This window comes from Mesorhizobium sp. BAC0120, from assembly GCF_033542235.1.
Lineage (GTDB): Bacteria > Pseudomonadota > Alphaproteobacteria > Rhizobiales > Rhizobiaceae > JAWRCU01.
Genome location: NZ_JAWRCU010000003.1, coordinates 328,658 through 342,987 on the forward strand (window position 1 = coordinate 328,658; position 14,330 = coordinate 342,987).

The 14,330-nt window shown below is 63.4% G+C and carries 10 protein-coding genes; 4 read left to right on the top strand and 6 right to left on the bottom strand.

Annotated features, from left to right (window positions below):
• Positions 1 to 64: 64 nt before the first annotated feature.
• From SAZ10_RS08465 to SAZ10_RS08475, 3 genes are all read right to left on the bottom strand, one after another.
• Entirely contained in the window at positions 65 to 517 is a 453-nt protein-coding gene (locus SAZ10_RS08465; RefSeq protein ID WP_318608764.1) for a GNAT family N-acetyltransferase, read from the bottom strand.
• 35 nt (positions 518 to 552) lie between these two features.
• Positions 553 to 1,350: a class I SAM-dependent methyltransferase gene (locus tag SAZ10_RS08470; RefSeq protein WP_318608765.1), complete on the bottom strand. Its 798-nt coding sequence runs from the start codon at positions 1,348 to 1,350 to the stop codon at positions 553 to 555.
• A 132-nt stretch (positions 1,351 to 1,482) separates the two neighbouring features.
• On the bottom strand, positions 1,483 to 3,186 hold the full coding sequence (locus SAZ10_RS08475) for an adenylate/guanylate cyclase domain-containing protein (RefSeq protein WP_318608766.1): 1,704 nt from the start codon (positions 3,184 to 3,186) through the stop codon (positions 1,483 to 1,485).
• Between the two features lie 209 nt (positions 3,187 to 3,395).
• Between SAZ10_RS08475 and typA the strand changes: the two genes are divergently transcribed.
• A complete protein-coding gene (gene typA / locus SAZ10_RS08480; protein WP_318608767.1) occupies positions 3,396 to 5,219 on the top strand; it encodes a translational GTPase TypA in 1,824 nt (607 codons plus the stop codon).
• 29 nt (positions 5,220 to 5,248) lie between these two features.
• On the opposite strand, the gene SAZ10_RS08485 is transcribed toward typA, so the two are convergent.
• The 3 genes from SAZ10_RS08485 to SAZ10_RS08495 form a co-directional block, all read right to left on the bottom strand.
• Positions 5,249 to 5,713: a hypothetical protein gene (locus SAZ10_RS08485; RefSeq protein ID WP_318608768.1), complete on the bottom strand. Its 465-nt coding sequence runs from the start codon at positions 5,711 to 5,713 to the stop codon at positions 5,249 to 5,251.
• A 191-nt stretch (positions 5,714 to 5,904) separates the two neighbouring features.
• Positions 5,905 to 6,321 (bottom strand): type II toxin-antitoxin system VapC family toxin, encoded by a 417-nt coding sequence (locus tag SAZ10_RS08490; RefSeq protein WP_318608769.1) that lies wholly within the window; start codon positions 6,319 to 6,321, stop codon positions 5,905 to 5,907.
• On the bottom strand, positions 6,318 to 6,563 hold the full coding sequence (locus SAZ10_RS08495) for a type II toxin-antitoxin system prevent-host-death family antitoxin (RefSeq protein ID WP_318608770.1): 246 nt from the start codon (positions 6,561 to 6,563) through the stop codon (positions 6,318 to 6,320). Before SAZ10_RS08495 ends, SAZ10_RS08490 begins: the two co-directional genes overlap by 4 nt.
• 139 nt (positions 6,564 to 6,702) lie before the next feature.
• Here SAZ10_RS08495 and SAZ10_RS08500 point away from each other — a divergent pair, with 139 nt between their 5' ends.
• The 3 genes from SAZ10_RS08500 to SAZ10_RS08510 all read left to right on the top strand — a co-directional run bounded on the left by SAZ10_RS08500 (position 6,703) and on the right by SAZ10_RS08510 (position 14,145).
• A complete protein-coding gene (locus SAZ10_RS08500; RefSeq protein WP_318608771.1) occupies positions 6,703 to 7,317 on the top strand; it encodes a LysE family translocator in 615 nt (204 codons plus the stop codon).
• Between the two features lie 420 nt (positions 7,318 to 7,737).
• Positions 7,738 to 12,507, top strand: coding sequence for an NAD-glutamate dehydrogenase (locus SAZ10_RS08505; protein WP_412535181.1), 4,770 nt, complete (start codon positions 7,738 to 7,740; stop codon positions 12,505 to 12,507).
• Positions 12,508 to 12,774: 267 nt separating this feature from the next.
• Positions 12,775 to 14,145, top strand: a complete 1,371-nt coding sequence (locus SAZ10_RS08510) for an MFS transporter (protein WP_318608772.1) — start codon at positions 12,775 to 12,777, stop codon at positions 14,143 to 14,145.
• The last annotated feature ends 185 nt before the right edge of the window (positions 14,146 to 14,330 follow it).

Sequence of the window (14,330 nt, forward strand, 5' to 3'; positions counted from 1 at the left end):
GGCCGCCTGCGCCTCTTGCTGAGCCCAACCTAGCGCGCGCTACTCGATTGAGCCCTAAACAGACTTATATGGCAAAGACATCCAGGCCATCGACACCTGGTTCCAGCAAGCGAAACCCCCGTGCGAGATAATAGGGAGAATTCGTCGGTGTCGCACAAAGGTAGCAGGTGCCGTGACCCAGTCGCGCGGCTTGCCCCCGTGCCGCTTCGATAAGCTCACCCGCCACCCCCTGTCTTCTGAACTCCGGTTCCACCCAAAGCGCAGCGATCCAAGGGGAATACTGCGGGCGAGTTTCGAGGTCATTATCGATCAAAAGCACGGATCCAGCATACTGTTTGCCGATATGCGCAACCAGTGCTGAGGGGATGGCGTCATCATCACCGTCGACCATCCGCTCGATGCCTGATCGATATTCAGCGAGCGACACGTCGGTGTTCGTCCACCATTCGTACCAGGCGCGATCCGCAACCGTTTTCGCGAACGCCCGAACGCTTCGCAAATTACTGATGATCATCATTTTGCTTCCGTGCCAGCATGAGGTCAGGTTTCCGATCAGGACGGCTTCTTGCTGAGAAGCAACCCCATCTCCTTCTGAACCTCGAGCAGACCGCCCCCTTGGCGGAAAGCATCATCAATCGCTCCGCGGAAGCTCCTTAGCTCAGAATCGCCGGCATTGTCGCCAGGCGGATAGGAAGTGAGTGCGAGAAATACATCCTCGGGATCGGTTATCCGCAGGCTCGCCGGATGCTGGGCTCTGGTCACATTGCCGAATTGCGACCGCATCAGCCGTTCGGCGGCATCAAACCCGAAGACCGCAGCCACCGGCTCGGATGGAGCACTGCCGAATACGGTCGTCAATTCGTAAAGCTCACGCATATTGCCGGCGCCGTTGGTGGTGACCGCAAGGACACCTCCGGGCTTGAGCACGCGGTACATTTCCGCGATGCCGGCGGCCGGGTCGGCGACGTGGTAGAGCATATGCATCGCGATAACCAGCTCGAAGGTGCCGTCGCCGAAAGGGAGGCTTGCGGCATCTGCTTGAACACCGGCAACTGAACTGAGCGGGAGCGGCCGCAACCGTTCCATCGCTTCCTGGACCATCCCGGGCGACAAGTCGGCAAGTGTCAGCTCGAGCTTTTCCGGCAGCATGTCCGCTACCCCAGCCCAAAACCAACCCGGACCGCAGCCAATGTCGAGTACGTGATCCCCGGGTTTGAGGGGCAACTGTCGCGCGACCCACGCAAACCAGGGTATTTCGGCAACCGAATATTCCGTGTGGAGACGGGCTCGCGCGGCCAGCTTGCGGCTGTCGCGATACTGCTCGGCCATGTCTTTGGATCTGGATGACACACGCTTCTCTATAGCGTTTCTAACCTTTCAACCCTCGCGCGTGAGCCTACGCATCGTGCTGGCGAGAGGCAACGCCACGTTACCAGGTCGCATGGACATTCTGGTGAAGATCGTATCACCGCATCGGCACGGTCAGCGCTTCGCGGCCCCAAGCGGCACTCGCACCCCGCGCGGCACGACGAGCACACGCAGCGGCCGGGCACGCCCGCGTATCTCGATCTCACGAGACTGGAAGCGCGAGAAGTCGAAACCGGACAGCTTCGCCGCGGCCTCCGAAATGACGATGTCGGCGTCGAGCTCCTTCGCGGCCGCCTCGAGCCGGCTGCCAATATTGACCGCATCGCCGATCGCCGTCACCCCCATCGTCGCGCCGTAGCCGATTGTGCCGACGATCGTCTGGCCGACATGGATGCCGATCGCCACCTTGATCGAGGTGCGGAGTTCGGCCGCAAGGTCGTCACTCAGCCGGTTCACGCCCTCGATGATATTGGTCGCGGCGGTGATCGCCTGGCGACAGGCCTCGCCCGGCGGCGTCTCGAGGCCGAACAGCACCATGGCGCCGTCGCCGATGAATTTGTCGAGCCTTCCGCCGGCCTTCTCCACCGCGCTGCCGATAATACCGAAATAGCGGTTGAGCAGAAAGACCACGTCGAAGGGCAGGCGCTGGTCGGCGAACTCGGTGAAGTGGCGCATGTCGCAGAACATCACCGCCACGACTTTCTCGTGCCCGGGCTCGGCGACCGCAGTTTCGGCCGGCATCTCCTGTTGCGGCTGCGGCCTAAGCAGCGGCGCCACCGTGAGGCTTCCGACCGGCCGCAACTGGCAGGCCAGCCGCACATCGCTCTCCGCATGAATGCGGCCAAGCGTCGCCGCTTCGACCGGAGTCGGCTTCGGCTGCTCTGAAAGTCCTTCGACCACCCGGACGCGGCAGGTTGAGCAGCGGCCGCGGCCCCCGCACACCGAATAATGGTGAATGCCGCCGAGCCGGCTCGCATCGAGCACGCTGTAACCTCTCGGCACGCGCACCGTCACCCCGTCGCCATAGCGGATTTCGACGAGGTTGCGCCGCTCGATCTGGTCGCGCAGAAGGCGCGCCCCGAGCACCGTGGCGACGACAATCGCGAAGGCAAGGTAGATCGCGCGATCAATCTCTTCTTTTGTCGCGGCCAGTTGGGCGGCGACGGAAGCTTCGAGGCGCATAGGGCTCGGCTGCATCGCCGCGACCGTCTGGCCGGCATGGGCGAAACCGAGCAAGGCCAGCACGGGAAGCAGGACCGCAAGGATCAGCAGCCACGGCGCCGCTCGGGCGTACCAGTTGCGGTAGCGCAGCCAGAAATAGAGGCCGAGACAGCCATGGGCCCAGATGACGACGAGCGCCACGGCCTGCTTGACGCCACCGGCGGGCGCCGCGACCCACAGCGACCGGACGACATATTCGTAGCTATCCTGCACGCCGAACATGCTGTGCATGATGCGCGTGCCGACGACATGCTCGGCAATGAGGAGCGGGATTGCCAGGCCGAGCACCAGCTGCGCCCATTCGCGCAGCGGCATGGCGAGCGTACGCCGCCGATAGAGCGCATAAAGCGTGAGGGTGACATGTATAAGCGCCGAGCCGTAGAGGAGGATGGTGCCGAGCGGGCTACGCCAGATCATGACAAAAAGACGTCGGGCGCTCTCCGCCGTTTCCAGCGAGATGAGGTTCAGAGCGTGGTTGCCGAGATGCAGCACCACGAACGCCATCAGCACCAGGCCCGAGCCGAGCCTGGCATTGCGCAGAAGGGATTCGTGTGCCCAGCTCAGTGGCAAGGGCGGTGGGGCAGGTATGTCGCTCATGCTTCGTGGATCGTTCGCCGACCTCTTTTATTCCTGATTCCCCCAGCGCGTTTAGATCAAGTTGGCCGGCCGTGATAGCCCGCGCCCGATCAGCTTTCCGTGCGGCCCCTTTCGCAGTTGCGAAAAACAATGTATGAGCCCGCGCGACGTAATCAGGCGATGCCGGCTGAAGCTTGCCCGCGCCTGCCATTTCCCGAGTTCGAGAAAGCATGAACCTCCGCAATATCGCGATCATCGCGCATGTCGACCATGGCAAGACCACCCTGGTCGACGCGCTCCTCAAGCAATCCGGCGCCGTGCGCGAGAACCAGCGCGTCGCCGAACGCGCGCTCGATTCCAACGACCTGGAAAAGGAGCGCGGCATCACCATCCTCGCCAAGGCGACCTCCGTCGTTTGGAAGGACACACGTATCAACATCGTCGACACGCCCGGCCACGCCGATTTCGGCGGCGAGGTGGAACGCATATTGAACATGGTCGACGGAGCGATCGTGCTCGTCGACGCGGCCGAGGGGCCGATGCCGCAGACAAAGTTCGTCGTCGGCAAGGCGCTTAAGGTAGGCCTGCGTCCGATCGTCGCCATCAACAAGATCGACCGGCCGGATGCTCGTCATATCGAGGTCGTCAACGAGGTGTTCGACCTTTTTGCCGCTCTCGACGCGACCGACGAGCAGCTCGACTTTCCGATCCTTTACGGCTCCGGCCGCGACGGCTGGTTGGCCGCCAATCCCGAAGGTCCGAAGGATGAGGGCCTCGCACCGCTCTTCGATCTCGTGTTGCAGCACGTGCCCGCGCCCAAGGTCGGCTCCGGGCCGTTCCGCATGATCGGCACGATCCTCGAGGCCAATCCCTTTCTCGGCCGCATCATCACCGGCCGCATCGATTCTGGTTCGGTTCGGCCGAACCAGGCCGTGAAGGTGCTTTCGCACAAGGGCGACCTCATCGAGCAGGGCCGGATCTCGAAGATCCTCGCCTTCCGCGGCCTGGAGCGGCAGCCGATCGAGGACGCTGGCGCCGGCGACATCGTCGCGATCGCCGGGCTCACCAAAGGCACGGTCGCCGATACCTTCTGCGATCCGGCCGTCACCGAGCCGCTGCCGGCGCAGCCGATCGATCCGCCGACCGTGACCATGTCCTTCCTCGTGAACGATTCGCCGCTCGCCGGCACCGAGGGTGACAAGGTGACGAGCCGCGTCATCCGCGACCGGCTGCTGCGCGAGGCGGAGGGCAATGTCGCGCTGCGCATCGAGGAGTCGCCGGAAAAGGACTCCTTTTACGTCTCCGGGCGCGGCGAGCTGCAGCTGGCCGTGCTGATCGAGACCATGCGCCGCGAGGGCTTCGAGGTCGCCGTGTCGCGGCCGCGCGTCGTCATGCAGAAGGACGAAAGCGGCCAGCTGCTGGAGCCGGTCGAAGAGGTCGTCATCGACGTCGACGAGGAGCATGCTGGCATCGTCGTGCAGAAGATGTCGGAGCGTAAGGGCGAGATGGTCGAGCTTCGCCCCTCCGGCGGCAATCGCCAGCGCCTCGTCTTCCACGCTCCGACGCGCGGGCTGATCGGCTACCAGTCGGAGCTCCTTACCGACACACGCGGCACGGCCGTGATGAACCGACTGTTCCACGCCTACGAGCCGTTCAAGGGCGAAATTCCCGGCCGCATCAACGGCGTGCTGATCGCCAACGAGGCTGGCGAGGCGGTCGCCTATGCCTTGTGGAACCTCGAGGACCGCGGGCCGATGGTGATCGACCCCGGCGTCAAGGTCTATGCCGGCATGATCATCGGCATCCACACGCGCGACAACGACCTGGAAGTGAACGTCTTGAAGGGCAAGAAGCTCACCAACATCCGTGCCGCCGGCAAGGACGAGGCCGTGCGTCTCACCCCGCCCGTGCGCATGACGCTTGAGCGCGCGCTCGCCTGGATCCAGGATGACGAGCTGGTCGAGGTGACGCCGAAGTCGATCCGGCTGCGCAAGCTCTATCTCGATCCGCACGAGCGGAAGCGGTTCGAGAAGCAGCGCGCCGGGGCGGCCTGATTGGCCGAACGGCCGGCGTTCACCCCTTTTCAACCGCGTGTCAGATTGTCCAGCCAGAGCCAGGTGAGCATTCTACTGGTACCCACATACGCCTCCGCCTGAGCGTGATTGAGCTGCCGGTTCTTCGGCGTGGGTCCCGGCTGGATGCCGTTCTGCCTCAGCCTCATCAGCACGGGATCGAGTGTTTCCACAATCCTTCTCGCCGGCCCGTCCGGGCCGGCATAGACCGTAATGAACTTTCCGGCCTGCGGGCCCGAATTGAAGCTTTCATAGCAGCCGGGCAGAACCACTTTGTGATGGGTGTGCAAGAGACGCAGTGTCGGAAGTATGACACTCGCCAGTTGCTCATGGTGCTGCGTTGATACGGTAACATGCAGCTTGTAGCCACTGCGATGCGGCGTCTTCACCAGAGTTTCGGCGAACGGTAGAAACACCTCATATTCATTATCCGGCTGCCCGTAGAGATGATGAGTGATTATCGGCGCCCTCGCCATTAAAGTTGCCTCACCTGGAAACGGTCCGCAGACGCCGGTCAGTCTGGCGCGCCTGGACCGGGCCAGCTCTTTCCCTGCTCAGGACCGCATCAGAGCTAAGCAGATGTCTGCGCTAGGCCGAGGGATATCGGCCCAGCGTTTCGGGATTGTAGCGCCGCGCCAGCACTTCCGTTTCCGCGCAGTAACCGACTTTAATTGAGCAGCCCGCTTTCGACTCCAGCCTCGCGTGCCGCCTGGTCGAGACGCCGGTCGAGCGTAGCCAATGGCAGGCGCCGCCGCTGGGCGAGTTCCAGATAGGCCGCATCGTAGACTGTCAGGGCATAGCGATCTGCTAGAGATAATGTCGCCTGCCACGCATGCAGGTTTGTCTCCTGATCTATCTCGATCGGCAAACGGGCAAGCCGAGCCAATGCCTCATCTCGGAACTCGAGGCTCATCCGACTTCGACGAACCGCCATTCGAAGGCCGTTCGCAACTTCCAGCCGCCACAAACCAGGAGCGAATGCACCCGACGACGCTATGCGATCGAAGATTGCATCGATCGTGGGTGTGGCTTCATCATCGAAAACCCATGCAAGCGAGATGGAAGCATCGAGGATGATACTCACTTGCGGCCTTCCTCGATCAACTCCTTGATCGAGATGCCACCCAAAGTCACTCCTTTCCGCATTGCCTTGATCTCCTCCACCGCCTTCCTGGCGTCGCTTCTGTCGACGGCGGCCTCGGCAGGGCCGACCAGCCGCGCGACAGGCTTGCCGTGGCGTGTGATGATGATCTCCTCGCCCTGCTCGACGAGATCCAGCAGCGACCCGAGGGTGTTCTTGGCTTCAAAAGCTCCTACGCTACGCATGGAATTCCTCATTTAAGCTAGCTTAAGCTAGTCATAACTTCTTTATTGGTCAACACGCTGTCGTTCTGCGCAAGCGGCGCCCTATCCACTTTCACGTCCGTTTCGGTATGATCCCCTACGAATTGTTGCGGAGTTCACGATGTCGCTCACCTCCCTGCTCATCTTCGCCGGCGCGCTGATCGTCGCGGCCGGCTCACCGGGCCCGTCGATCGCCGCGCTCGTTGCGAGGATCATCTCCAGAGGCTGGCGCGATGTGCTGCCGTTCCTGGCCGCCATGTGGGTCGGCGAGGGCATCTGGCTGTCGCTCGCGGTGTTCGGCCTCGCTTTCGTGGCCCAGACCTTCCATTATGCCTTCGTCGTCGTGAAATGGATCGGCGTCGCCTATCTCGCCTGGCTCGCCTGGAAGATGTGGACCGCGCCGGTCGCCGTGCGCGAAGGCGAGTTGCCGAAGAACGATTCGGCGGCAAAGCTCTTCTTCGCCGGCATGGCGGTCACGCTCGGCAATCCGAAGATCATGATGTTCTATCTGGCGCTGCTGCCCACCATCATCGATCTCAACTCGGTCACGGTCCTCGGCTGGGCCGAGCTTACGATCACAATGGTTCTGGTTTTGATTACCGTCGACGTCGCCTGGGCGGCCGCGGCGTCGCAGGCACGCCGCCTGCTGCGGAGCGCGCCGGCCATGAAGATCGCCAACCGCATCAGCGCCGGCACAATGGCAGGCGCGGCTGCGGCGATTGCGGCGCGAAGCTGACCTTCGTCCTGCAGGTCCAAGTCTAATCGGTCGCGCCGAGGCGACTCTCTAGCTGCAGCCGGGCGCGGCGCCGGTGACCCCCTCCCCCTTGTGGGGAGGGATTGAGGGTGGGGGTCCCTCGCGATTGCCCTGCAATGTTAGCCGAAGCCCCTTTCGGCTTTGGTTGGTGCCTCGAACCCCCACCCTGTATCCCTCTCCACAACGGGGAGGGGGTCGTCGGCGTCGCGCCTTCCATGATCTCGGCGAGTGCGACGTTGCCTGGATCGAGATGAGAAACCTCACGCGGCTATCATCTTCACGCCGCATTTTCGCTGCCAGACAGGGCATGTCGCTAAACACGCGTCGTCTGATACGATTTGGTACGAGTCGTCTGATACGATCTGGTGCGATGAGTCGAAAAGCAAAGGGTGGGAGGAACCCATGGCGGTAAGGACCAAAGCCGAGGCGGCCAAGCGAGTGCCCGCGGTCCATGACGACATGCGGCATCTCCGCGAGATGCTTCTCGCGCGTGCGCCGCAGGAGGACCTCGCCGGCTACCGCCCTGCCGATCTCGATCGGGCCGTGGCGATCGCGCACGAGGTCCTTGCGACCCATAGGCGCGGCGCCTGCCTCATCGATATCCGAACCGAGCCGGGCATCGAGGCCTCCGGCCGGGCGGTGTCGCTGATTACGATCGTCAACGACAACATGCCTTTCCTGTTCGATTCCGTGCTTGGCGAGATCACCGAGAGCGCTGGCCAGCCGACACTCGTCACGCATCCCGTGGTCCGGGTTCTTCACGGCAAGTCGGGTGTCGCCGAGATCGTTGCCGAGGGCAAGAAACAGGAAAAGTCGGCCGACCGCGTCAGCGTCATCCAGATTCATGTCCCCAGGCTTTCAGAGGAACGTGCGCAAGGCCTGAAGACAAGCCTCGCGAAGGTGCTTGGCCAGGTGCGGGCGGCGGTCGAGGACTGGAAGCCGATGTTGGCGAGGCTCGATCGCGCCATCTCCGAATTCCGCTATGCGCCGGTGCCGCTCGACAGGGAGGATGTCACTGAGGCAATCGCCTTCCTGGAATGGCTGCGCGACGACAATTTCGTCTTCCTCGGCATGCGCGAGTTCCGCTACACGGGCGGTCAGGCGGACGGCTTCCTGGAGCGCACTGACGAGCCCGGGCTCGGCATACTTGCCGATCCTGACGTTCTGGTCCTGAGGCGGGGTAGCGAAGCGGTGTCGACGACCCCGGAGATCCGCGCGTTCCTGCATGGGCCCGAGCCGCTGATCGTCACCAAGGCCAATGCCAAGTCGATCGTGCACAGGCGCATCTATCTCGACTACATCGGCGTCAAGACCTACGACAAGAAGGGTCGGCTCGCCGGCGAGCTGCGCATCGTGGGCCTGTTCACCTCGACCGCCTATACCCGCTCGGTGATGAAAATTCCGTACCTGCGCTCAAAGGTTCAGGAAGTGATCGCCAAATCGGGCTTCAGCCCAAGCGACCACTCCGGCAAGGCGCTGACCAACGTGCTGGAATCCTACCCACGCGACGAGCTTTTCCAGGTCACAGTGCCGGTGCTGCGCAAGCATGCCGAGGCGATCCTGGCGCTCACCGAGCGGCCGCGTGTGCGCGCGCTCTACAGGATCGATCAGTTCGACCGCTTCGTCTCGGTGCTCGTCTTCGTGCCGCGCGACCGGTACGACAGTCAGGTGCGCGAAAAGATCGGAGATTATCTGAAGAAGGTCTTCAACGGCCGCGTTTCGGCCTTCTATCCGGCCTTTCCTGAAGGCAGCCTGGCCCGCGTCCACTTCATCATCGGGCGCTCCGGCGGCAAGACGCCGAAGATCGAGCAGGCCGAGATCGAGGCTGCCGTCCGCGATATCGTGCGTACTTGGGAAGATGCGCTTGCCGAGGCCGCCTCGAGCGGCAACATCGATGCGAAGCTCACCGGCATCGCCTCGCGCTTCCCGGAAAGTTACCGCGGCAGCTTCACGGCGGCCGAAGCGCTCGCCGACGCGGCCCATGTGGCGAAGCTCGACCCCGAAAACGCGATCGCCATCGAATATTATCGACACGTCGACCAGGGTCCGTCGCAGGCAGCACTGAAAATCTATCATTTCGCAACGCCGGTAGCGCTGTCCCGCCGCGTGCCGGTGCTCGAGAACATGGGTTTCCGTGTCATCAGCGAGCGCACCTTCGAGGTGGCCGACTCATTGGGCGACAGCTGCTTCATCCACGACATGGAGCTGGAAAACGCCTTCGGCCACTCGGTCGACCTCGGCCGGAGCGGCAAGCTTTTCGAGGACGTATTCCTCTCGGTCTGGCACGGAACCGCCGGCAATGACGGCTATAATGCGCTCTCCCAGACTGCGGGCCTTTGGTCGCGCGAGATCGGCATCCTGCGCGCCTACGGCCATTATCTGCAGCAGGCCGGCATCCCGCAAAGCCAGGGCTTCATCGCCGCCGCCCTCAACCGATATCCCGAGATCGCGCGTGCGCTGTTCTCGCTGTTTGCCGCGCGCTTCGATCCCGCCCGGCAGTCGGACGCGGAGGTGACGTCCAAACATCTCAAGGCCAAGATCAGGGATGCGCTGGACGAGGTGCCGAATATCGACGACGACACCATAATACGCCGCTATCTGAACCTCATCGAATCCTCGGTTCGCACCAACCACTTCGCGGCAGGCACCTATTCCGGCGACATTTCGCTGGCCATCAAGCTCGATTCCAAGCACCTTGACGGGCTGCCGGAGCCACGCCCCTGGCGCGAGATCTTCGTGTACGGCTCGGAGGTCGAGGGCGTGCATCTGCGCTTCGGCCCGGTCGCGCGCGGCGGACTGCGCTGGTCGGACCGTGCCCAGGATTACCGCACCGAGGTGCTGGGACTGGTTAAGGCGCAGCAGGTGAAGAACGCCGTCATCGTGCCGGTCGGCGCCAAGGGTGGCTTTTACCCGAAGAAGCTGCCTATGGGCGCTGGCCGCGACGCGATCTTCGAGGCCGGCACCAAGGCTTACGTCAACTTCGTCTCCAGCCTGCTCTCGATCACCGACAACATAGAGGGCACCGAGGTCGTGCCGCCGAAGGACGTAGTGCGCTATGACGGCGACGACCCCTATTTCGTCGTCGCCGCCGACAAGGGTACCGCTACCTTCTCCGATACGGCCAATGCCATCAGCCAGAAGTTCGACTTCTGGCTCGACGATGCCTTCGCGTCGGGCGGTTCCGCCGGCTACGACCACAAGAAGATGGGCATCACCGCGCGCGGCGCCTGGGAGGCGGTGAAGCGGCATTTCCGCGAGATGAACCGCGACATCCAGACGACGCCCTTCACCGTCGTGGGCGTCGGCGACATGTCAGGAGACGTGTTCGGCAACGGCATGCTGCTTTCGCAAAAGACCCGGCTCATCGCCGCCTTCGACCACCGCGACATCTTCATCGATCCAGACCCCGATGCGGCCGTCTCGTTCGAAGAGCGCAAACGCCTCTTCGCGCTGCCGCGCTCGAGCTGGCAGGATTACGACAGGTCCAAGCTGTCGAAAGGCGGCGTCATCGTCTCACGCAGCCAGAAGTCGGTGGCGCTGCCGCCGGAAGCGGCTCAGGCGATCGGCTTCGAGGGTACCGCCGCCTCCCCGGCCGAGATCATGAAGGCGATCCTCAAGGCTCCGGTCGACCTGCTTTGGTTCGGCGGCATCGGTACCTATGTGCGCGCCTCAACTGAAAGCGATGCCGAGGTCGGCGACCGCACCAACGATGCTATCCGCGTCACTGCGAGCGAGCTCAGGGTGAAGGTGGTCGGCGAAGGCGCCAATCTCGGCGTCACCCAGCGCGCCCGCATCGAGTTCGGCCTCCTCGGCGGCGCCTGCAATTCGGACGCGATCGACAATTCCGGCGGCGTCAATTCCTCCGACGTCGAGGTCAATATCAAGATCGCCCTCTCGCCCGCGCTGCGCAGCGGCGTGCTCGCCAGGCCGACGCGCAACAAGCTGCTCGCCGAGATGACCGACGAGGTGGCGCATCTCGTGCTCGCCAACAATTATCAGCAGACCTTGGCGCTGTCGTTGGTCCGCAAGCGTGGCCTTGCTGAGCTTCCCTACCAGGCGCGCTTCATGGCGGCGCTCGAGCAGCGTGGCCAGCTCGACCGTGCGGTTGAAACCCTACCCAGCGCCCAGGCGCTTGCCGAGCGTGAGAAACGCGGCGAGCCGCTGACCCGCGCCGAACTGGGCGTGCTTCTCGCCTATGCGAAGATCGTGCTCTTCTCCGAGATCGTCGCCAGCGGCGTGCCCGACGAGCCGCATTTCGAGAGCGACCTGATTGAATATTTCCCGGCGAAGATGCGCAAGAAATACGCCGCCGAGATCGGCCGTCACAGGCTGCGGCGCGAGATCATCGCGCGCGTGGTCGCCAACGACCTCGTCAATCGCGGCGGTCCTGCTTTCGTGAGCCGGCTGCAGGACCTGACGGGACGAACCGCGGCGGATGTCGTGCGCGCCTTCACCATCGCCAGGGACGGCTACCGCCTCACCGAACTCTATTCCGAGATCGACGCGCTGGACGGTCGCATCGACGGCCAAGTGCAGCTCGACCTCTATGCCGCCGTCGGCCGCCTGATCAATGCCTCCACCGTCTGGTTCCTGAAGAACATCGAAGACACCCCGATCGGTGAGCGCATCGCCGCGTTGCGGCAGGCCCGGGATGCACTGGAGCCGAAGCTGCCAACGCTGCTGCCTGATTTCCTGCGCGGCAAGCTCGAGGACAGGACACATGGCTTCCTCGAGGCCGGCGCGCCGGCGAAGCTCGCCCACCGTTTGGCCCTGCTCGAGGTGGAGGAGCTCATTCCCGATATCGCCCTGGTCGCGCGCCGCGGCAATACGGACCTGACAAATGCTGCCAAGGCGTTCTTCGCGGTCACCGAATCCTTCCGCATCAGCCGTATCGAGGAGGCGGTCCGCTCGATCTCCGTTACCGACTATTACGACGGCCTTGCGCTGTCGCGAGCCGCCGACGTGATCGGCAGCGCGCGGCGCGGCATAGCTGTGTCGGCGCTTACGGCCAATGGCGCGGACGGCGATCCCGTTGCGAACTGGCTCGCTGCCGGCGGCGAGCGCATCGCTCAAACGCGCGAGCAGCTGATCGCGCTGACCGAAGGCGGCGAGCTCACTGTATCCCGGCTGTCGGTGGCGTCGGGGCTGATGAGCGACCTGACCGCGCGATAGAGCATCGCATCCCCACAAACGTGGGAGGTACTTGCGCAGGCGTCTATGCAAATCAACGGCTGCTGCGTATCAGATCGACGGCAGCGCTACTTCGGCCCGACGGGCCGAGCTGGGTGACTGTGATTTGCAGCGGGCGCTACCGAAAGCGCATGGTCCCGATCCGAAGGTCAGCGGCATCAAGAAGTTGCAGACTTTTCGGACGAGATCATGCGACCAAACAACGAGTTAGATTCTGCTGTGGCCCCGGCCGGCGAGGGGGAGAGATCGATGACGAAAGTTTTGACCCCTGCGCCGCGGCGCGGGGTGTTGGGCTGGATGTTGTTTGACTGGGCGGCCCAGCCTTTCTTCACCGTCGTCACCACATTCATTTTTGGGCCCTATTTCGTTTCGCGCATGGCGAGCGACCACGCCGCGGGCCAGGCGGCCTGGGGATGGGCTATCGCGGCTGCCGGTCTCGTGATCGCGATCCTCTCGCCCGTTCTCGGCTCGGTCGCCGACCAGACCGGCCCGCGCAAGCCGTGGATCGGCTTCTTCGCCGTGATCCAGATCGCGGCGCTTTCACTGCTCTGGTTCGCGGCGCCCGGCTCGCCGCTGATCTGGCCGCTGGTCTTCTTCAGCCTCGCCTCGATTGCCGCTGAGTTTTCGATCGTCTTCAACGATTCCATGATGCCGCGCCTCGTCACCAAGGACGAGATCGGCCGCATTTCCAATATCGCATGGGGGCTCGGCTATCTCGGCGGCATGGTAGCGTTGATCTTCGTCGTCGGTTTCATCGCCGGTTCGCCGGAGACGGGCAAGACCATGTTCGGTCTCGACCCACTGTTCGGGCTCGACCCGTTGAGCGGCGAGGATGCCCGCTTCACCGGCCCGTTCGCGGCTCTCTGGTATTTCGTCTTCGTGTTGCCGATGTTCCTGTTCACACCCGACGCCGGCAAGGGCAAGCCGATCGGAGCCGCGGTGCGCGAAGGGCTCGCCGAGCTGAAGGAGACGGTATACGAGGCGCGGAAGCGATCAGGCATTCTGCGTTTCCTGATCGCCCGCATGATTTACCAGGACGGCGTCAACGCGCTGCTCGCGCTCGGCGGCACTTTCGCCGCCGTCATGTTCTCCTGGTCGATCACGGAGATCGGCCTCTATGGTATCATCCTCAACGTCGTCGCGATCGTCGGCTGCCTGGTTGCCAGCCGCCTCGATACCGCGCTCGGCTCGAAATGGGTTGTGCTGGCTTCGCTGGTAATGCTCATGATCGCGACGACCGGCATCATTTCGACGGGGCCGGGCTTCACCCTGTTCGGGCTGATTTCGCTCCCGACCGCCGATTCCGGCGGCCTGTTCGGGACGGCCGCGGAGAAGGCCTACATTATTTACGGCATCCTCGTCGGCCTCGCCTTCGGCCCGGTGCAGGCCTCGTCGCGCTCCTATCTGGCGCGCAGCGTCTCGGCCGAGGAGGCAGGCCGGTATTTCGGCATTTATGCGCTAGCCGGTCGCGCCACGAGCTTCAGTGCCCCCTTCCTGGTGGCGACGGTGACGGCGCTGACCGGTTCCGCGCCGGCCGGAATGGCCGTCATCATCCTTTTCCTGCTCGCCGGACTGATCATCCTGCTGCCGGCCCCCTACCCCGCGGACAATCCGGGCTGACCGGCATCGCTCAAGTCGGGATGGCGGATGCCGGCTTCAGGCTTCCCTGCCCATATCCATCAGCTTTTTGGCTTATGCCGTCTGGCCTATGGACAGCCGTGCTCTATTAGCTGCTTATTAGGTAAGGCGGTTCAAACTTGCTGAGCGCAAGACCTTCGTAACAGGAAATCACACAAAGTGATGCC